The organism is Pedobacter montanisoli, assembly GCF_022809115.1.
Lineage (GTDB): Bacteria > Bacteroidota > Bacteroidia > Sphingobacteriales > Sphingobacteriaceae > Pedobacter > Pedobacter montanisoli.
In genome coordinates this window covers 1,034,595-1,054,590 of record NZ_JALGBH010000002.1, presented here as the reverse complement: position 1 = coordinate 1,054,590, position 19,996 = coordinate 1,034,595, and the positions used below count along the sequence as shown (strand labels likewise).

Genomic DNA, 19,996 nt, shown 5'->3' with positions numbered 1-19,996 from the left:
AGGTCTGGTTTTCATAAGAGTAGGTAGTTTTTGAATGTGGTTTTAAATTTTAGTATTAATTAGTAAGTGAAAAAATACGAAAATAATTTTAACAAAAAGAAATATTGAATGAAATATTAAGCCTTTGGATAAATTGAACAATCTGAATGTTCACTATTTTTTTATTGAATGAATTGAACGGGGATAAAAGGTTTTTGGGTGGTTATTATTGCGTTGTACAATGCGATAATCTAAATCATTGGCTTATGGAATTAACCTCTATTCATTCAAAATCAACAAAGTGTTTGGTTTTTTATTTCCTTACCTTTCTATTAACGCTTATTTCTATTGTTTCGTATGCGCAAACAAAAGTTTTAGCAACTTCAGTCTCATCCAGCAGTCATGTTACTAACGATACCAAAGCAACGTTAGATAATAATGAATTTGCCCAGTTGAATTCATATGGAGGAGTTGCTGTTAACATAGGCGCATATAACGGATACTTGGAACTCAAATACAATTCGGTCATTCAGGCTAACAAAACTTCTTTTATTAAGATAGATTTTGATAAAAGTGCTTTGGATGCCTTGTTGGGAGGAAGTCTCGGCAATCTCTTATCTAAACTGGTTGGAGGATTGGTATTGGGCAATCACTATTTTGAGGTTGGTGCAAAAGAGAGTAATGGCAATGAAATCTTTACGCGTAATAGCATCAATGGTTTCTCATTAACAGATGTTAAATTGGTAACCGATAAATCGGGCAATTATTATATTGCTATAACGCCAGATAAGGCTTATCAATCTGTTTTTATAAGAGATGTAACCTCAGCGTTATTATTGGGAACAAGCAATAATATGAAAGTTTACAATGCTTTCTATTATTCGGGAACAGGCATCTGCGATCCACCGTTTGCAACAGATTATGATGGCACCGGACTTACTTTAGATGTACTGGGGGTAGGAAAAGCAGGCGTTACCAATCTGCAGAATGCTATTGATGGTAATATGAATACCTATTCAGAAATTAGTTTAGGTATGCTTGGTGTTGCTGGATCTATAAACCAAAATGTTTATTTTAATACCCTTTCAAACACACAGGATGAATTAAACATTACACTAGGTATAAACCCAGCACTGGTTAATCTTGGGTTATTCAATAATATAAGGGTAGAAGCTTTTAACGGGGCCAATTTAGTTTATAACCAGACCTTAAGCTCTGTTTTAAATCTTGATTTATTGGGTTTGCTGAATAGTAATGTTCCTGTAACGATTCCTTTTATCATAAATAATAATTTCGATAGAGTTAGCATCACGCTTTCATCATTATTAGATGGTACCGTAACCCAGACCCTTAGGGTATATGAAGTAACAAGGTCTGCACCGCGACCTAAATTTATAGCACCTCAATCCAATAATCTGAATACTTGTTATTCAAGCACCGTGCAATTATCGGCCACTACCGACAGTGCCAATGAGCTAATCTGGTATGAAAACGTTAGCGGAGGTACGCCTTTAAAAGTAACAGCGTACAATGAAGGTTATACCACAGATGTACTAACGGCAAATAAAACTTACTATGTAGCAGCGAGAAAAATTAACTGTACATCAGAATCGGTACGGGTACCTATAAAAGTGAACGTTAATCCAAAAATGGAATGGGTACTTACCACTTTGTTAAACGGTTCGGTAGGTTCTGCTTATTCGATTCAGTTAAACGCAGCTACAGGTGGAACAACAGGCTATACCTATGCTGTAAATACAGGTTCAAGTTTACCGCCGGGATTGTCTTTAAGTACTTCAGGGTTGCTAGGAGGAGTTCCCACAGCTTCAGGAGTTTATAACTTTAATTTAATCGCTACTGACAATAAAGGGTGTTCAGTAGTCTTATCCCACACACTAAAAATTACTGATAAACTGACAATTTCTGGTTCGCCGCTCCCGGATGGTACTGTTGGTGTAAATTATAGTACACTAAACATACCATCTGCTGTGGGCGGAAGTGCACCATATACTTATACAGTTACTAATCTGCCTCCGGGTTTAAGCTTTAATGCTACCACGAGAGATATATCCGGAAATCCTACTACCGCAGGAACCTATACCATTACAGTAAATGTTGCTGATGCCGATGGTAACAAAACCTCAATGGATTATACCGTAGTAATCAAAGATCCGCTGATTTTACCGGGTACAAATTTAGCTGACGGAACGGTAGGCCTGTCTTATCCTAAACAAATTATCCCAGCGGCTGAAGGCGGGTATGTTCCATATACCTATAGCGCCAGCAATTTACCTCCGGGCTTATCATTTAATGCCACAACCAGAGAAATAACAGGAACACCAACTACAGCCGGTAACTATACCGTTGCGGTTAAAGTTACTGATGCCAAAGGTAATAATGTAACCACAAATTATACGATCCGTGTTTTAGACCCACTGGCTTTACCTAATATGAATTTGGCTGATGGAACCGTAGGAGCCGTTTATATCAAACAAACGCTTCCATCTGCAAGCGGAGGGGTAGGACCATACACCTATGCTGCAAGCAATTTACCTCCAGGTCTGGCATTTAATGCTACAACCAGAGAGATAACCGGAACGCCAACTCAATCAGGAAACTATAATATTAAACTGACTGCAACCGATGCCGAAGGAAGAACAATAACAAATACCTATACTGTAAAAGTTATTGGTGTATTGTCTTTGGCAACGGCCAGCCTGCCCGACGGTTTATTAGGTAGCAGCTATCCTGCACAAATTCTTCCATCTGTAACCGGTGGTACGGGGCCCTACATCTACCAAGCCATTAATTTACCTCCTGGTTTTAATTTCAATACTACAACCAGAGCAATCACCGGTACACCTACATTAGGCGGAAACTTTACCTTTTCAATTAAAGTAACTGATGCAAATAATAATATTGCCGTTACTGATTACAATGTAAAGGTAAATGTTGGAAGTCCTGTAGTAGCAGATGTCATAATTTGTAAAGGTTCGGCTGCTACTTTAACTGTAAGCAATACACAAAACAATGTAACCTATAATTGGTACGGGCCATCGGGAAACACACCTTTGGCTACTAACAATAATGGTACGTTTGTAACCAGCCCGATCAATGCCAATACAACTTTCTATGTTGAAGCCGTATCTGGCACAGGAGTAAGCACCCGTACAGCAGTTCAGGTAAGTGTTAATGAACTGCCTGCTCAGGCTGTGCTGATTACCAATAACCCAACGGTTAACAACAACCAAAGTATTACACTTAAAGTAAACGCAAGCGCCGGCGATACCATTAACTGGTATAATACCGAAACCGGAGGTAATGTTTTAGGAACGGGAGAAGAATTTGTTACGCCTCCGTTAACTGCTACAACCACATTTTACGTAGAAACGGTTAATGCCAGTGGTTGTAAAAGTGCGGTAAGAACCCCGGTTAAAGTAGAGGTGGTTAATATTACCAATAATCCAAACTGTAATGCAGCAAATAACCAGATAAGTGGTGTAGAAAGCGTACTTTGTTTGTTATGTAACATTCAGGGACCAGGAAACGCTGTAGATGCAGATAAAAATAATTTTACCCGTATCAGTTTGCCTGTAGGTGTAGTAGCTACGGGTTACCAGAGATTAATGTTTCAATCAACAGGACTGGCAACCGACAGTATTAAACTAGATTTAGCTACTCCGGTTGGCTTGTTGGATCTAGATGCATTGAACTCTGTTACGATTAACATAATGAAAGGCAATATAGTAGTTAAAAGCTATGCATTGAATTCTTCTCTTATTACTCTAAAACTACTATCTGGAAATCGTTTTACAGCAACATTTGCAGCAGGAGCCGATTTTGACAGAGTAGAAATAAGATTCAGAGCTCTAGTTAGCGCATTAACCAGCCTTGATATTTATGGTGCAGAGATCAAATATCCCAAACCTGCTATTACCGGAAATGAGCAGGCCATCTGCTACAATTCTAAAACTACCTTAAATGCAGTACCGGTTGGAGGTACACAGGTAACCTGGTACAGCGCTGCAACAGGTGGAACCATATTGGCAACAGGAAATACTTATGAAACACCTCAGTTAACAAGTTCAACTACTTATTATATTCAGTTAACGAGAGATAATTGCTCAGATACCGAACGCATTCCGGTACAGGTGAAAGTAGTGCCTTTATTACAGGTTCCAGATATCAGTGCAAACGTTTCATCATGTTCGGGCTCTAACGTTTCATTAGCGGTTAACAATGCAGATCCGGCAATTACATACAACTGGTACACTGTAGTTACAGGCGGAACACCTGTTTATACGGGTTCAATTTATACTGTAAATAACTTAACAGCTAACAAAACGTATTATGTTGAAGCCGCTCAGCTGAGTTGTATCAGTGCAAGCAGAGCTGTTGTTAATGTTACGGTAAATCCGCTACCGGCTATACCTCAGGTTCAGGCATCTGTTTCTTCGGTAAATGCAGGACAAACAGTCGTATTAACAGCTTCTTCTACAGATACAGATGTTGAATTCAGATGGTTTAGTTCAAGTAATTCGGCCACACCAATTTATACCGGTGAAACTTTTGTAACGCCTCCTTTAAACAGTACTACCTCATATTTTGTGGAAACCAGATCATTAACATCGGGTTGTGTATCTGCAAACAGAGTAGAGATTAAGATCACTGTTAATGGCGGAAGTGCTAACCCGGTTCCTTGCGAAGGCGCAACCGCACAAAGCAACGGAGTTGGAGGTACTGTGGCCTTGTTGGCAGGTGTTGCTAATGCCCAATTGGCTATAGATGATGATGTATCGACAGCATCTACTCTTTATCTTCCTGTAGGTTTATTGGGCGGATATGTTTATCAGCAACTTTCTTTCCCAAGCACAGGAAATGTGGGCGATACAGTTAAAGTCATGATCAGCTCACCAGGAAAACTGTTGTCGCTTAATTTATTAGGCAATATTCAGATTTCATCTTTACTGCAAGGTGTATCTAACAATGATATGTTAAGCCTGAATAATAGTTTGATCAAACTGGAACTATTAAGTGGAAATTCGGCAGCGTTAATTACTTATGTGCCAACTAAATCTTTTGATGGGATAGAAATCAGACTGAACGGTGGTGCTGTAGGGGCATTAAATGTAATTAACTTAAACTATGGAAGACATATTACACAGGTACCAGAGGTATTAGCGGCCGATGAAACCGTATGTTTAAACCAAACTGCCACCTTAAAAGTAAAAGACCCTAAAGCAAATCTGGTTTATAAATGGTATGATGCATCTGGAACTTACCAGACCGGTAAAGACGGCGATACTTTTGTAACCGGAACGATAGGATCTGATACTAAATTTTATGTAACTGCCTCATCTGGATCGGGTTGCGAGAGCGGAAAAACACTGATCAATATTAAAGTAACTACAGCTCCTGTAGCTCCGGATGTATTTTCGCCTTCAATTAGCGTATGTACAGGAAGTAATGTAGAATTAAAAGTAAAAGATCCAAAACCAGACTTAACCTATAAATGGTACGATAATAATGATGTTTATCTGGCAGATGGTACCAGTTATGTTATTCAGAACTTTAGCAGTCTTACCAGTCAGTTTTACAAAGTAGAAGCTGTTGATAATTGTGCTGTTTCGCCAAGAACTCAGATTGAAGTTAAAGTAGGTCTGCTTGATCCACCTGTAATTACTCCTTCTGCAGCTATTGTTGTAGAAAATTCAGGAGCGGTGTTAAGAGCTACTTCGGGCGATGCCAATGCAGTTATAAAATGGTACGATGTACCAGTAGGAGGCGTAGCTTTATATGAAGGTCCTACCTTCTCAACACCTCCGTTAACAGGTACAAAAACCTATTATGCAGAAGTAACAGGTGGTGGCGGTTGTGTTTCTTTGAGAACATCAGTAACCATTACGGTAATTCCTGGCGGAAACCCTGAAACAACACCTTGTGGAACTGCCACAGAAGATCTGGGCAATTCAAACGCTTCATTACTAAATTTAGGTTATGTATATAACGCACAAAATATAATAGATAACAATATTAAAACTGCCGGAACCTTATCTATAGCAGTAGGTGCTTTAAATACTTATGTTTATCAGAGAGTAGGCTTTAAAACACTATCTAATGTTGGTGATACGGTTAAAATCAGTATCAGCTCTCCGGGAAAACTGTTATCGGCTTCTGTAATGCCTGCAATAAGTGTTTTAACTTATAGCGGGGCAACTAGCAATCAAGATGAAATATTTGCCAACAATCCGTTAATCCATGTTGAACTGTTGAGCGATAATAGCGGAGGTGTCATCACTTTTGTACCTAAAAAACAATTTGATGGAGTAGAAATCAGGCTTAACTCAGGTTTGGTAAGCTTACTTACCTCATTAGATGTGAATTATGTTCAGCGCTCAGGTTCTGCACCTCAGGTAGAGGCCACTTCTCTAAGCGCATGTGAAGGCACAACAGCAATTTTAAATGTTAAAAATCCGGTAGCGGGTACGGTTTACAAATGGTATCTTGAAAATGCTTATCAGACCGGAAAAGATGGTGTAACCTTTTCAACGCCTTCAAACCTTGCACCGGGCACCTATAATTTTTATGTAACTGCCTTTGCAAACGGATGTGAAAGTGCACCAACAAAAGTGGTGGTAACGATTTTACCTGCACCGGTTGCACCAATTGCCTTAGCTGGCAATCCTGCGCAAACCTGCTATGGAGTATCGGTTCAGTTAGGTGTACAACAAGATCCTAACATCAGTTATAACTGGTATGATTCTAACGGAAAACCACTGATCTTAAACAGCAGTACTTACACTACACCTGTAAATTTAGCAGATGGTATTCATGAATTTTATGTAGAAGCTGTAAATGCCAATAACTGTTCTTCTAATACAGCCCGTACCAAAATTGTATTAATGGTAAATCCTTTAGGTTTAGCCAGCGATATTCAGGTTGCAGGCAATACAAACGCATGTTTAAACTCGCCGGTTACCTTAACCGCAAGCAGTACTACAGTAACTAATCCGGTATTTACCTGGTACAGTGATGCTGCCTTAACCCATGCAGAATATGTAGGTGCTTCATTTACCACTTTACCGGTAACTGCAGATAAAACTTATTATGTAACTGTAAAAGGCGACGACAGATGCGAAAGCAGTGCACAGGAAGCTAAGGTTGTTCAAATAAAAGTTAAACCTTATGCCGGTACTTCTGATCTTTCGGTATCTGCCGCACCAAGCATTTGCGGACAAGGAAGCGTTTCTTTAACCGCAAGCAGTACAACCATACAAAATCCGGTATTTAAATGGTACGATAAACCTGATCTGAGCAACCTGGTATATACCGGAGCAAACTTTAGTACGCCAAGCTTAAATGCTACAAAGACCTATTACGTAACTGTACAAGGTGATAATAAATGCGAATCTCTTGCTGTTGATGCAAAAGTAGTTACCGTAAAAGTTAATCAGGTAGCTGTTGCGGCTGATGTGACCATAACCGGAACTACAATAACCTGTACAAACAACTCAACCACGCTTACTGCATCGGCTAATAATGGTGTTGTAAACCCTGTGTTTACATGGTATGATAATGCTGCTTTAACTTCAATAGCGGGTACAGGAGCAGTATTTAAAACACCAGCATTAACTGCAGATAAAACTTATTATGTAACTGTAAAAGGCGACAACAGGTGTGAGAATGCTGCATCAGATGTACAAAGTGTAACGATTTCTGTTAAAGCATTGCCAAAACTACCTCAGTTAGCTAAAACCGGAACAACACTTTGTGGTTCGGGTGCTACAACCTTAAGTATTGAAAATCCTGAAACAGGTGTTGACTATGAATGGTACAGCGATCCTCAGGGCAATAACCTGGTTAATAAAGGCACAACTTACACCACGCAGGTATTAACTGCATCAACAGATTATTATGTAAGAGCAGTGGGCACATTAGGCTGTAGTAGTCCAACTGCCTTTGTAAAAGTTTCTGTAACGGTTAATACTATTCCGTTAAACCCTATGGTTGCAGCAAGCAGTGTTTCTACCTGCGAAGGCACTTCGGCATCTTTATCCGTAATTAACCCTGATAATACAGTGGTTTATAATTGGTACACTGTGGCTACGGGTGGCACACCAATATATACAGGTACAACCTTTACCACCCCTGTAGTAAGTACCGATCAGGTATATTATATTGAAGCGCAAAGCGGCAATTGTATCTCAGCTGTACGAACTAGAGTAGATGTGAAAATGGTACAGGCACCTGCTGCACCGGCAAGTATTAAAGTAACAGATCCATCGGTATGTTCAGGTTCATCAGCCATTTTAACAGTTGAAAATCCGGTAGCGAATATTACTTACAGATGGTACACCGTTGCTACGGGCGGAACTCCTGTTTACCAGGGAGTAGCCTTTACTACACCTGCAATTACCCAAAAAACTACTTTCTATGTAGAAAGCGTTTCTTCAACCGGTGGGTGTGTGAGCTTAATGAGAACACCTGTAAGTGTTGATGTAAGAACAGCTTTAACAGCACCTGTGGTTACGGTATCAACCATAACGCAAAACAGTATCCTGTTTAAATGGAATGCTGTTACGGGAGCACTATCCTATGATGTTTCAATAAACGGAGGTGTAAACTGGGTTAATGTTACCGCAACAGAGTATTTGGCCAGTGGATTAAAACCAGGACAAAAAATAAGTATTGTAGTTAGGGCTTTAGGTAGTAAAGATTGCGAAACCAGTGCCAATTCAATTACGCCTGATGCAAAAACACCAGATCCTTTCTTAAACGATCTGTACATACCTAACACCTTTACACCTAACAACGACGGTAAGAATGACATCTTTTATGCTTATGGTAATTCTATCTCCAAATTCACAATGAAAGTTTACAATCAATGGGGACAATTACTGTTTGAATCGCAGTCTATCCTTACCGGCTGGGATGGTACACATAAAGGAAAAGCACAGCCAAACGGAGCCTATGTTTACTACATAGAGGTTACGTTTGAGAATGGAAGCAGTAAAAAACTGAAAGGAACCATAACGCTGCTGCGCTAACCTGTAAAATGTACAATTGTAAGATGGTTTAAATTAAAACGATATCCATGAAAAAATTAACGATAATAACCGTATTAACCCTGTTCTTTAGTAATCTTACTCAGCAGGTAAAATCTCAGGTAGATCCTCACTTCTCGCAATATTATGCTAACCCAATCTGGTTAAACCCTGCTTTAACCGGAGTAATTGAAGGCACTTTCAGAGCTAATATTAACTTTAAGCAACAATGGAGTAACCTGGATAATGGCTTTTTTACGGTAGGAGCTTCTTTTGATACAGCACCTAAAAAAAATCTCTCTTTTGGTGCAATTATCATCAATCAACGGGCCGGAAGCATCAGCTATAACCAGCTAAACGCTTTGGGGTCGGCAGCATATAGAATCAGGTTAGGGCAGGATGGCGATAAAATTATCAATTTTGGTTTGCAGGCTGGTATCATCAATAAAAGTTTTGATATCTCTAAAATTACCTTAGGCAGTCAGTATAATGTAATGATGGGCTATGACGGTGCGATGCAAATGGATGAAGGTTTTGCTGCCGAAAATTACACCGCATTAGATATCAATAGTGGTGTAATGTTTTTTGATGCTGCAGATAAAGATGTAAACGTTTTTGCCGGAGCTGCCGTAGCGCATATCAATCGTCCTAAAGATAAATTTTTGGATGGAAATGCAAAAACACCCATGCGTTTTACCGGTCACGGAGGTGTAAGAATCAAATTGTCTGATATCTTTGATTTAACCCCTAACGCTTTATACCTAAAGCAAGGTTCGGCCAGAGAAATATCCGTGGGTGCTTATGCACAGATGATGCTCAATGCAGAATCAGACCTCCTTTTCGGTTCTAATTACAGGGTAGATGATGCAGCCATCGCATTTTTAGGCTTTCATCTCAAAAACATGGTGTTTGGTGTAAGTTATGATTTTAATACTTCAAGCCTAAACAAAGCAACGGGCAGTAAAGGAGGCTTAGAATTGTCTATATCATTCAACAGTCGAAGAGGAATAATAGGTCCTAATTTCTTTTGTCCGAGACTCTAAATATAAGTTGATATGAAAGTGTTAAAAACTACGCTCATTTTAATCTGTCTGTGTTTTTCGTTAAAAGCGCAGGTTAGTGTAAGTAATAAAAGAATTGCTGATGTTTATTTCCAGAACAAGGAATATTACGCAGCAGCAGAGTATTATAAAAAAATGCTTCAGATCTCGCCTGATAGTCTGGGCTTTAAAGTTCCCTATAGTTTTGAAACGAGAATTAAGGAAGCCAAACTTAAAAAAGATGACTATGAATATGCTGTATTTCAACTGGCAACTTCTTTAAGGCTGTATAAAAACTTTACCGATGCCGAGAAATGGTACGCTATAGCTACACAGTTTTCTAATCCCAAATATGAAACCAGCGGCTTCTGGTATGGGGAGTGTTTAAGGGCTAATTTTAAATATGCAGAAGCCATCACGGCACTTGAACAATTCCTGAAAAACTATAAAAATAAAGACGAACTTGCCCAAAAGGCCAGAATGGAGATCGAATCATGCAAATTTGCCATGAATGAGATGAAATATCCTAAAATGTTCAGGATATCTAAATTAACCAATACCATGAATGGCGAAGGCTCAAATTATGCTCCGGTATATGATAAATCAAATTTTTACTTTACCTCATCAAGACGTTTAGAAGAACCCGGTAAAAATCAGGTATTAGATAAGGGCAAAGGAGTGGTTAAGATTATGAAGAAAGAAAGCCCTTATGTAAACACGCTTTATACTTTAACAGATAACAATCCTAAAAATGATAATGTAAGTTTTAAAAAACTGGAGCTTGATAAAAAGATGGAGTTTGCGGCAAACACCATACACCCTAATGGCGATTTTATGTTGCTAACCGGCTGGATTAACAAAGATGATAAAAAGAAAAGCATTTTAATTAGTAAGAAAGTTAACGGCGAGTGGACCGAACCAAGATCTATAGGTGGCGAAATTAATGTGAACGGATTTAACTCTATTCAGCCCAGCATAACCAGAGATGGCAAATATCTGCTTTTTGCCTCAGACAGACCAGGTGGATACGGAGGTTATGATTTGTGGTATGCGCTTTTAAGACCAGATGGTAGCGTAGGAAATGCCATAAATTTCGGCGCCAAAATCAACTCTAAAGATGATGAAGAGGCCCCGTATTACCAGATAGGCAGAAAAGCACTTATTTTTAGCAGCAACGGCAGAATTGGTTTAGGCGGTTTTGATTTTTACGAATCTGAAGGCGACTTTGTAAATTGGGAGGAACCTGCAAATATGGGTTATCCGTTTAATTCTGCTAAAGACGATCTGTATTTTACTGCTATGGATGATGAAGGTAAAGAAGGTTATATCAGCTCAGACAGAGAATCTCTATGTTGTCTGGAACTGTTCTATTTTGCCAGAGGTTATATCAATATTAACGGCAGGCTGGTAGATTGTAGCAAAAATGAAAAACCTATTGAAGGCGCCAGCGTAACTTTAAAAATAGGGGATATGCAGAAAACTGTTTTATCTGATGCCAATGGAAATTACCACTTTAAAATCAACGATAACAGAGGCTTGCAGATCAACATCAGCAAAGATAAATTTTTTGCCAAAAACGTAGCTTATAACTACAATCAGCTGCTTCAGGTTGATACCCTGTTAAACATCAATTTATGTCTGGAACCTTTTGAAATTAATAAGCCTATTGTATTGAATAATGTTTTTTATGAATTCAATAGCGCAGAACTCACATCGCAGTCTAAACATACTTTAGATAGCCTGTACCAGATCATGATAGATAACCCTAAAATAGATATAGAACTGAGTGCCCATACAGATAATATTGGTACCGCAGCATACAACCTTAATCTTTCAGACAGACGTGCAAAATCTTGCGTTGATTACCTGATTGAAAAAGGAATAGATGATAAAAGAATGACCTGGAAAGGATATGGCTTTACCAAACCTGTTGCACCAAATCAATTGCCAAACGGTAAAGATAATCCTCAGGGAAGAGCCTTAAACAGAAGAACAGAGTTTAAGGTTACCCGACAAAATTAGTTAATAGTTTAGGTTTACGGCCACAGGGTTGTACTTAGGTACAGCCCTTTTTAATGCCTTAAACTTTAAAAGGCTGTTTGCCGTTTAGCAGATCCCAGAATAAGATAAAATCGCTGGCTAAACTATATAAAGGATACTGAAAAGTAGCCGGTTTGTTTTTCTCAAAGAAAAAATGTCCCACCCAGGCAAAACCATAACCTAAAAAGGGGATGGCTACTAAAAAAATTGCATCATGAAATAACAGCCCAGCCAGTAAAGCTAAAATAACCAAACCAGTACCTATAAAATGTAAAATACGACTGGTAAAATTCTGATGTTCGCTTAAATAAAACGGATAAAATTCTTTCAGTGATTTATATTTCTTATCTGCCATAATCTCTAATTTAAAAGAGTAATATAAATTAACAATAATTTCCTGAGTTCCAAAATTTACAGAAGCCCGTTGTCTTTAAGAAAAGCACTAAGATCTTTAGGATGAACATTCATTAATAGTGTGTTTAAACCTGCTTTTTGCGCTCCGGCCAAATGCTGCGGACTGTCGTCTATAAAAAGCGTTTCATTCACATCCAGGTTATTATCTGCAATTACTTTTTCAAAGATCTTTGCATGGGGTTTTCGCATACCCATTAAATGTGAAAAATAAGCTTTCTCGAAAAAATCGTTATAGTTTTCCAGATTAAACTCTTTTTGTAGGTAATCCAATATCCAGTTGTAATGAATTTCGTTGTTATTGCTCAACAGAAATGTTCTGTAATTATTTTTAAGATCAAGAAGAACATCATGGTTGGCAGCAGTAGGCACACCAATTAATAAACTGTTCCATGCTGCATCAATTTGAGCATCTGTAAGTGCTGAATTTTGAGCAATTTTTCTGATTTCTTCCCTGAATTGGGTTGTACTGATCTCTCCCGTTTCAAAATTATCAAAAACAGGGTGGTGTCCTTTGTGCGCAAAGAACTCATTTACGTTCTGTATACCTATTTGAGTAAGAGCTTCTTGGGTACGGTTAAAATCAATGGCAAAGATTACATTGCCATAATCCATGATAATATTTTTAAATTTTTTCATGTAAGTGCTTTCAAAATTCGTTGCAAATATGTAACATTGCACTCGCAAAACCTAATCGGGTTTTCGGGGCCAATAGCTCAGTTGGTTAGAGTAGAAGACTCATAATCTTTTGGTCGCAGGTTCGAGCCCTGCTTGGCCCACAAAAAAACCGTTCTACAAAGAAATTTGAGGACGGTTTTTTATTTTTCTGATGCTGATTACCCCACGTAAAACCGTTACAAATACGTTACAGCTTTTTGCGTGCTAATTTCAAGGATTATGGCAACAGTTAGCGTCAAGGTGTTTGAACACAGGAAAATGTAACCTGGAAACCGTAACAGTCATGGAATGTTATTTCTTTTCTTCCATATTCCGTTTCCTCAACCACTTCAATTATCCGGGCTTTGCCGTCCAGTTTTTCTTTCAATCCCTCTATGGTGTCCATGTTAAAATATAAGCCGCAATTGTTCGCATTTGTAATTGTATTCTCCAATTGAGGGTAGAGCATAAATATGGCATCATCCCATTGCATCATTGCCCAATCCAAGCCGCAACTAAGTTCTTCATGAATACCAATGCAAGTAAATCCAATGCTTTCGTACCAAGACTTTGCAATGGCAACATCAGGTACTCGAATAAAAGGATATAATGTGGCCATCTTTATATATTTTTAATTTTGTACATCACTAATTCACATCCCACTGTTTTTTGCCTTTCTTTTTAAAATCAAAGAACTGATAAGTGTTACGATCAACCCTACAGGTAAAATTTCTGCATAGGTCATCATTGCATTGAAGAACGGATTTTTGTACATCGTTGCAAATTTTGCCATTTCTTTTATTTTAACCTCAATTTCCGCTGCTGTTGCTCCGTTTATTTTCATGTTTTCAATTTCGCGGGTACTGTATTTGTCCAAAAAATCGGGCATAAAGAAAAAATAACATACCAACCACGAAACAACATAGATAGTTGAAGCAATGAGCGCAATTAAAATCCCTATTTTAAAGGCTTTTCCAAAGCTGATGATACCATCATTATATTTATCGCGGTAATTGCGAATGCCCACAAAAATCATTGAAAATGCGATGAGCATGGAAGCATAGCCAATGAGCATACTTGTACTCTGGTTTACACTGCCTTCGCAATAGCTGTAATAATTCATTGAAAACAGCATTATAACCGAAACGATTATGCCTGAAATCAATCCGTGTGTGAGAATATTCTTTTTCATTTTTGAAATTATTTGTTGATGCTAAAGTGAGAAAAACACTATTATTACTGATTATACTTTCGGCTATTTTTGTGATTTTATACTAAAGTATGAGTATTTAAGCAATAAGTTTTAGTCTTTTGGCTTTTTCAACCGCTTGTATTCTTCTTTTAACCTCTAATTTTTCAAAAAGATTTTGATTGTGGGCTTTTACGGTGCTTAACGATACAAAAAGCTGTGCTGCAATTTCCTGATTGCTGTATCCTTTTGCTAAAAGCTCTAAAACTTCTAGTTCTCTTTTACTCAATTCAAGTTCAGAAATGAGAAAAGTATTTTGGATAAAGTTTTCAGGTTTTCCAATGTAAACCTCTTTTTCCACTATAACGGTTTCAACTTTTGGTTTTGAAAGTTTCAGCGCAAGCCAAATTCCAAAAGCGGTAAAAAAAATAGCGATAAGTCCGATATAAATTTCATATGAATGATTGAAAATGATAAACCGGAGCTCTAACCATTTAAGAAAAATCAGCAGGAATGCCAAACTAATTCCATAGATGATATTTGTTTTATTTTTGAGAAATATATTTTTGCTAATCATCATAAACTTATCCGCCTTGGATTATTGAAAGAGTGTAATTTATATGGCAAATGATTAAAAATCAATATAATAGTACTAAATTTTGACTAAAGATACAAAAATGACCATAGGCGTTTAGGTTCTCTATGATCTTAAAGTTAAAACGCAGCACAAGTTCATTTAATTTTCCTTGGCCAATTTTAGCCTATTCGAAATATCTTTCAATTACAAATAAAGAAACGTACACCTGTCACATCTTAAAAATTTATGTGTCTTTTATCGGTATGAAATATTTTGTTTTTTCTCTAATCAGCATGTTGTTTGTTGTTCAGTTATCGTTTGCGCAAAAACAATTCTCCAATTTTATTACAACAGACATCAATCACTTTTGGGAGGCTTATGATCAGATCATTGCCACAAAAGATAGCGCCCAACAATATCAGCAGCTCAATAAGCTTTTTTTAGAAAAAGGTACACCCGGTTTAAAGGCTATGATGCAAGCCCGGAATTATACGGCTAAATCGTATATAGATGCGATTAAACAACGTCAGAAATATTTTGAATCCATTCGTGAAAATATGTTGAAAGCGGATAAATATGCTGGAGCTATTGATCAAAAAGTTGAACAATTGAGAAAGCTTTATCCAGCATTGAAACCGGCAACAATTTATTTTACGGTTGGTGCTTTTAGAAGTGGAGGAACCACATCAGACAGCTTGATTTTAATTGGAAGTGAAATTGCAATGTCAAACGAGCATTTGGGCAATCTGGTATTTACCAATATTCATGAGTATGTGCATACACAACAGAAAACTACACAGGCTAATAATTTATTGGGCCAGTGCGTAATGGAGGGGGTAGCAGAGTTTATGGCAGAAAAAGTTATGGAAACCAATTCTACAGTACCAGCATTTGTATATGGTAAAGAAAACGTAGAGAAAGTGAAACAGGTTTTTGCCAAACAACTATTTAACGAAAGTTACAGTTTTTGGTTGTATAGCGATGTAACAAACGAATTTGGACAGCGGGATATGGGCTATTATATAGGATATGCCATTGCAGAACAGTATTACAAAAACGCCGCTGATAAGCAACGTGCAATTAAAGAGATGATAGAGTTGGATTACAATGATGAAAAGGCTCTTTTTGCTTATGTTGATAAATCGGGTTTTTTCAAAACACCGATGGCCGTATTAAAGAAAACGTATGAGAAAAATCGACCTGTCGTTTTAAGCGTTTCTCCTTTTGAAAGTGGGCAGTTGGTTGATCCCAATACCTCTAAAATAACCATAAACTTTTCTACAGCTATGGATAAGCGTTATAGAAACTTTGAACTTGGACCATTAGGAAAGGATTATTTACTTGTACTTAAATCGTTTATCAGTTTTGCGCTAGATGGTAAATCTGTGACGTTTGAATTGGACACGCTAAAGCCTAATCAACGTTATCAGATCTTAGTTGGTAAAGGTTTTAGAGACTTAAACGGAGTAGGTATTAAAACTTATTTGATTGACTTTAAAACCAGAGAATAATTATTTCTTTAAGTCCTTGTTTTTGGCTATGCTGGTTTTAATACACCAATTATCGATTTCTGATTAAAAGTCTATTATGTAAACCGCATAGCATATTTATTAATTCTACGCAGTTCAACACATTTGATGAAAATTAATTTCTAGAATAGGATAAGCCTACCACAGCACCGCTATAAATATCCGCAGGAAAATCAACCGTTACATTATTTTGATAGGCATTATTGGTGTCTCTAATTTTTAATTTAAGCACGCTGCCTTTGTATTTTGCAGAAACTGAGTATCTCGCAATAGGAATATCAACAAGTCCATAATAAAGAGAAATTCTTGTTAAGTTTAGTTTGACCACTGCGGCCTCAGTTCCATCAACTAATTTACTAAGAGGAGTTAGTGTAAGTTCAATATTTTCTTGGTCTTCAATAGGATTTAAATCATTGATATCTGCACTAACCTGAATTTCGCCGCCATAATGCCCGCCCTCAGGCTTTTGCCCGGTAAGCTTCAGTTCAAAATTTACTACTCCGCCCTCTTGACTAAAATAATTTTTATCATTGGTGTGTAGCGGAAGATGGTATACAATATTATTTAACGTTTTGTCTATATAGGCCGATGCGCTATAAGCCCCATTTTTGCTCAATTTTATCTTGTAATTACCGCTTTTGTCCGTTGTTGAGGTGTATCCCTCGTGAAAAGTAGTGTTTTCTAACGTTACTTCTACTCCTGCCAATGGTTTTCCCTTACTATCAACTGCTTTTCCGGTTGCATATCCTCTTTCTTCTCCTGAATTTGATGGTTTTTTACAGGCATTAGCTGAAAATATTATACTGGCTAATGTAAATAATACATATTTTTTCATCTATATTAAATTATTGTTCATTATTTTAAAGTATTACTGAACTCGCAAGCTTGATTTGTTCATGAGCTCAATATTTTTTTAAAGCTTCCTTCAACCATTCAATGGCGATCGGAGCAAATTGTGAGCGTATTCATGTCGGTTTCGTAACAATTGCTTTGAAGTTTTTAAAGGTATAGCGCTCTATTTTAGAGATAAAATAGAATCGATTAACGACCTTAAATAGATGTCATAAGTATGAAAAAATATAATTAATGACTTGATTTGAGAATTGTTTTGTAATACTCAATAAAGGCCAAGTAGTTTAGCTTGTTATTAAAGACGTATAATTATGGCAGACACAAATTTTGCAACTAGGTATAAAAAGGAGCAGAAGAAAGAGCAATTGTTGAAAATTTAAAAGGTGCCTAAAATCTTTCGTCACTCCGTATTTGATTCGGAATCTTTAAATCAAGGTATTTACCTCATTTAAGATCCTGAAACGAGTTCAGGATGACGGAATATTAATTTTAGACACCTTTCTTATAGATTAACGGCCACCCGGAGGGCAGTTCTCTTTTAAGAATTTGGTATAAATCAGTCTTAAATGTTCGCTTGTACCAGCACCTTCGCTAATGCTATGCGTACGGTTAGGGTAGCTCATCAGTTGAAATACTTTTTTGTTTTTAACCAGTTCATTGATCAGCATTTCTGCGTTTTGGTAATGCACGTTATCATCGCCTGTACCATGAACAACCAAAAGATTGCCTTTTAAATTTTTAGCATGTGTAATTGGTGATCCCGCAACATAAGCATCAGTACTTGGAAAAGGAGTACCCATGTAACGTTCCTGATAAATGTTGTCGTAAGTTAATTGGTTGGCTACTGCAGCAATGGCAATACCTGTTTTGTAAATTTCAGGATATTGGAACAGTAAATTCAGGGTAGAAGACCCGCCACCGCTCCATCCCCAAACAGCTACACGGTCTTTGTCCATAAAGGCATTTTGTGCTAATAATTTTTTAGCTGCCATAGCCTGATCTCTGATGTTGATTACACCTATGTTTTTGTAGATCGCTTTGCGCCATGCAGAACCTTTAGGTAGTGGAGCACCTCTGTTATCCATAGAAATATAGATATAGCCATCTTGTGCCATATTTCCATTGTACAAGAAATTGTTACCCGCGCCATAAGTATCTAAAGCGGTTGCAGAAGCCGGCTCGCCATATACATAGAAAACAACTGGGTATTTTTTGGTTACATCAAAGTTATCGGGCTTTTTCATCCAGCCATCTAAAACCACACCATCTTCTGTAGTTACTTTAAAGAATTCTACTTTGTTTTTTGGTGCTTGTTGTTTAGCCAGTTGGTTGGTAATGCTGCCTTCCATGGTTAAAGGATTGCCGGTTTTAAAGTTCATCCATTCTGTAACAGGAGTTACGATAGAACTGTTATAGCTATGGCGGGCAAATAAACCATTTGGCGAAATGCTGTATGTATGTGTTCCTAAAAGAACAGACGGCGTAACCATTTCTAATTTACCTTTGCCATCTAACTTGGTTTTATACAAATATTTTTGTGTTGCATTAACCGGTGAAGCTGAAAAATAGACTGTGTTGCTTTTTTCATCAATCAGGTTTAAAGCAATTACATCATAATCGCCTTTAGTTACCAGAGTTTGTTTTTTACCATCACGAGATATGCGGTATAAATGTCTCCATCCATCTTTTTCAGTTAACCAAGCAAACTCTTTATTGTCATTTAACCAGGTAAAACCATCGGTAGCATCGATCCAGGCTGCATTGGTTTCACTGTAAACCAAGTCTGTTTTATTGGTGCTTGCGTTGGCTATATAAACTTTGCTCTCGTTTTGCTGACGGTTAAGCTGTTGTAAAATAATATCATTTGAAGCGGGTATCCAATCCATACGTGGAATGTAGTTCTGTACCGAACTGCCCGGAACCCCAATCCATTTGGTTTGTGCAGTATTGATATCTACCACACCAATCTTACATGATGAAGGATCTTGTCCAACTTTAGGATATTCTACCGGAACATTAAAAGAATAGATTGAATCGGTATTATTGATCATTAAAAAGTTTTTGATCTTGGTGGCATCAATTTGCCAGTAAGCAATTGATTTTCCATCAGGGCTCCATCTAAAACCATCTCTGCAATCAAATTCTTCTTCATAAACCCAGTCAAAAGTTCCGTTAATCATTCTGGCTGAACCATCCGTAGTTAAAGCTTTAATGGTACCTGTAGCCAAATCCTCAACATAGATGTTATGTCCGCTTACATAAGCCACTTTAGAGGCATCAGGCGAGAATTTTGCAAACATAAGCGAAGAAGCAGGTTTACCTTTACCCAATTGGGTTAAAGTATTGTTTTTAATATCTGCCACCCAATAGTCGCCACGTGTATCGTAACGCCAAACTTTTTTGGTATTGGTATAGATCAGCGCTTTACTGCCATCTTCACTTAATTGAAAACTGCGTACCTGCAGCGGAGAAGAACTATTTGTAGGCGTAAGTAGATCCCTGCCAATTAAAGTAGAACGTTCGTTTTTGGGTAATGTTACCACTGTAATCTCTCCAACCGTATTCTGGTAATAACCGGTTCCATCTTTGGTCCAGTTGATGTTCTGGGCATGTGCCCAACCGGTAAATAAAAGGCTAACAAGCAATACCTTGCTTATAAATTTAGCTAAATTCATAGT

11 protein-coding genes and 1 tRNA gene are annotated in these 19,996 nt (G+C 37.6%); 5 read left to right on the top strand and 7 right to left on the bottom strand.

From position 1 onward, the window contains the following. Positions 1-245: 245 nt before the first annotated feature. The 3 genes from MMF97_RS12380 to MMF97_RS12370 are packed head-to-tail and all read left to right on the top strand — an operon-like array spanning position 246 to position 12,085. Complete coding sequence (locus tag MMF97_RS12380) at positions 246-9,026, top strand: Ig-like domain-containing protein (protein ID WP_243362716.1); 8,781 nt, start codon at positions 246-248, stop codon at positions 9,024-9,026. A gap of 47 nt (positions 9,027-9,073) precedes the next feature. Further along, positions 9,074-10,066, top strand: a complete 993-nt coding sequence (locus tag MMF97_RS12375) for a PorP/SprF family type IX secretion system membrane protein (protein WP_243362714.1) — start codon at positions 9,074-9,076, stop codon at positions 10,064-10,066. Between the two features lie 12 nt (positions 10,067-10,078). Then, a complete protein-coding gene (locus tag MMF97_RS12370) occupies positions 10,079-12,085 on the top strand; it encodes an OmpA family protein (protein ID WP_243362712.1) in 2,007 nt (668 codons plus the stop codon). A 58-nt stretch (positions 12,086-12,143) separates the two neighbouring features. Here MMF97_RS12370 and MMF97_RS12365 read toward each other — a convergent pair whose 3' ends face one another. After that, positions 12,144-12,458, bottom strand: a complete 315-nt coding sequence (locus tag MMF97_RS12365) for a DUF962 domain-containing protein (protein ID WP_243362710.1) — start codon at positions 12,456-12,458, stop codon at positions 12,144-12,146. 56 nt (positions 12,459-12,514) lie between these two features. Beyond that, positions 12,515-13,153: an HAD family hydrolase gene (locus MMF97_RS12360; protein WP_243362708.1), complete on the bottom strand. Its 639-nt coding sequence runs from the start codon at positions 13,151-13,153 to the stop codon at positions 12,515-12,517. A 66-nt stretch (positions 13,154-13,219) separates the two neighbouring features. Between MMF97_RS12360 and MMF97_RS12355 the strand changes: the two genes are divergently transcribed. Continuing rightward, a tRNA-Ile gene (locus MMF97_RS12355) sits at positions 13,220-13,293 on the top strand. Positions 13,294-13,427: 134 nt separating this feature from the next. Here MMF97_RS12355 and MMF97_RS12350 read toward each other — a convergent pair. From MMF97_RS12350 to MMF97_RS12340, 3 genes are all read right to left on the bottom strand, one after another. Continuing rightward, on the bottom strand, positions 13,428-13,790 hold the full coding sequence (locus MMF97_RS12350; protein WP_243362706.1) for a VOC family protein: 363 nt from the start codon (positions 13,788-13,790) through the stop codon (positions 13,428-13,430). 33 nt (positions 13,791-13,823) lie between these two features. Then, a complete protein-coding gene (locus tag MMF97_RS12345; protein WP_243362705.1) occupies positions 13,824-14,363 on the bottom strand; it encodes a DUF4199 domain-containing protein in 540 nt (179 codons plus the stop codon). Between the two features lie 97 nt (positions 14,364-14,460). Continuing rightward, positions 14,461-14,937, bottom strand: coding sequence for a response regulator transcription factor (locus MMF97_RS12340; RefSeq protein WP_243362703.1), 477 nt, complete (start codon positions 14,935-14,937; stop codon positions 14,461-14,463). Between the two features lie 125 nt (positions 14,938-15,062). Between MMF97_RS12340 and MMF97_RS12335 the strand changes: the two genes are divergently transcribed. Continuing rightward, a complete protein-coding gene (locus MMF97_RS12335) occupies positions 15,063-16,448 on the top strand; it encodes an Ig-like domain-containing protein (protein WP_243362701.1) in 1,386 nt (461 codons plus the stop codon). A gap of 133 nt (positions 16,449-16,581) precedes the next feature. On the opposite strand, the gene MMF97_RS12330 is transcribed toward MMF97_RS12335, so the two are convergent. Continuing rightward, positions 16,582-17,301 (bottom strand): carboxypeptidase-like regulatory domain-containing protein, encoded by a 720-nt coding sequence (locus tag MMF97_RS12330; RefSeq protein ID WP_243362700.1) that lies wholly within the window; start codon positions 17,299-17,301, stop codon positions 16,582-16,584. 526 nt (positions 17,302-17,827) lie between these two features. After that, positions 17,828-19,993: a S9 family peptidase gene (locus tag MMF97_RS12325; RefSeq protein WP_243362699.1), complete on the bottom strand. Its 2,166-nt coding sequence runs from the start codon at positions 19,991-19,993 to the stop codon at positions 17,828-17,830. Between the last annotated feature and the right edge of the window lie 3 nt (positions 19,994-19,996).

Bases quoted from the DNA above. Each gene is read 5' to 3' on its own strand.
- MMF97_RS12375 (WP_243362714.1), top strand. From the start codon at position 9,074: ATGAAAAAATTAACGATAATAACCGTATTAACCCTGTTCTTTAGTAAT.
- MMF97_RS12370 (WP_243362712.1), top strand. From the start codon at position 10,079: ATGAAAGTGTTAAAAACTACGCTCATTTTAATCTGTCTGTGTTTTTCG.
- MMF97_RS12360 (WP_243362708.1), bottom strand. From the start codon at position 13,153: ATGAAAAAATTTAAAAATATTATCATGGATTATGGCAATGTAATCTTT.
- MMF97_RS12350 (WP_243362706.1), bottom strand. From the start codon at position 13,790: ATGGCCACATTATATCCTTTTATTCGAGTACCTGATGTTGCCATTGCA.
- MMF97_RS12325 (WP_243362699.1), bottom strand. From the start codon at position 19,993: ATGAATTTAGCTAAATTTATAAGCAAGGTATTGCTTGTTAGCCTTTTA.
- MMF97_RS12345 (WP_243362705.1), bottom strand. From the start codon at position 14,363: ATGAAAAAGAATATTCTCACACACGGATTGATTTCAGGCATAATCGTT.
- MMF97_RS12335 (WP_243362701.1), top strand. From the start codon at position 15,063: ATGATCTTAAAGTTAAAACGCAGCACAAGTTCATTTAATTTTCCTTGG.
- MMF97_RS12380 (WP_243362716.1), top strand. From the start codon at position 246: ATGGAATTAACCTCTATTCATTCAAAATCAACAAAGTGTTTGGTTTTT.
- MMF97_RS12330 (WP_243362700.1), bottom strand. From the start codon at position 17,301: ATGAAAAAATATGTATTATTTACATTAGCCAGTATAATATTTTCAGCT.
- MMF97_RS12340 (WP_243362703.1), bottom strand. From the start codon at position 14,937: ATGATTAGCAAAAATATATTTCTCAAAAATAAAACAAATATCATCTAT.
- MMF97_RS12365 (WP_243362710.1), bottom strand. From the start codon at position 12,458: ATGGCAGATAAGAAATATAAATCACTGAAAGAATTTTATCCGTTTTAT.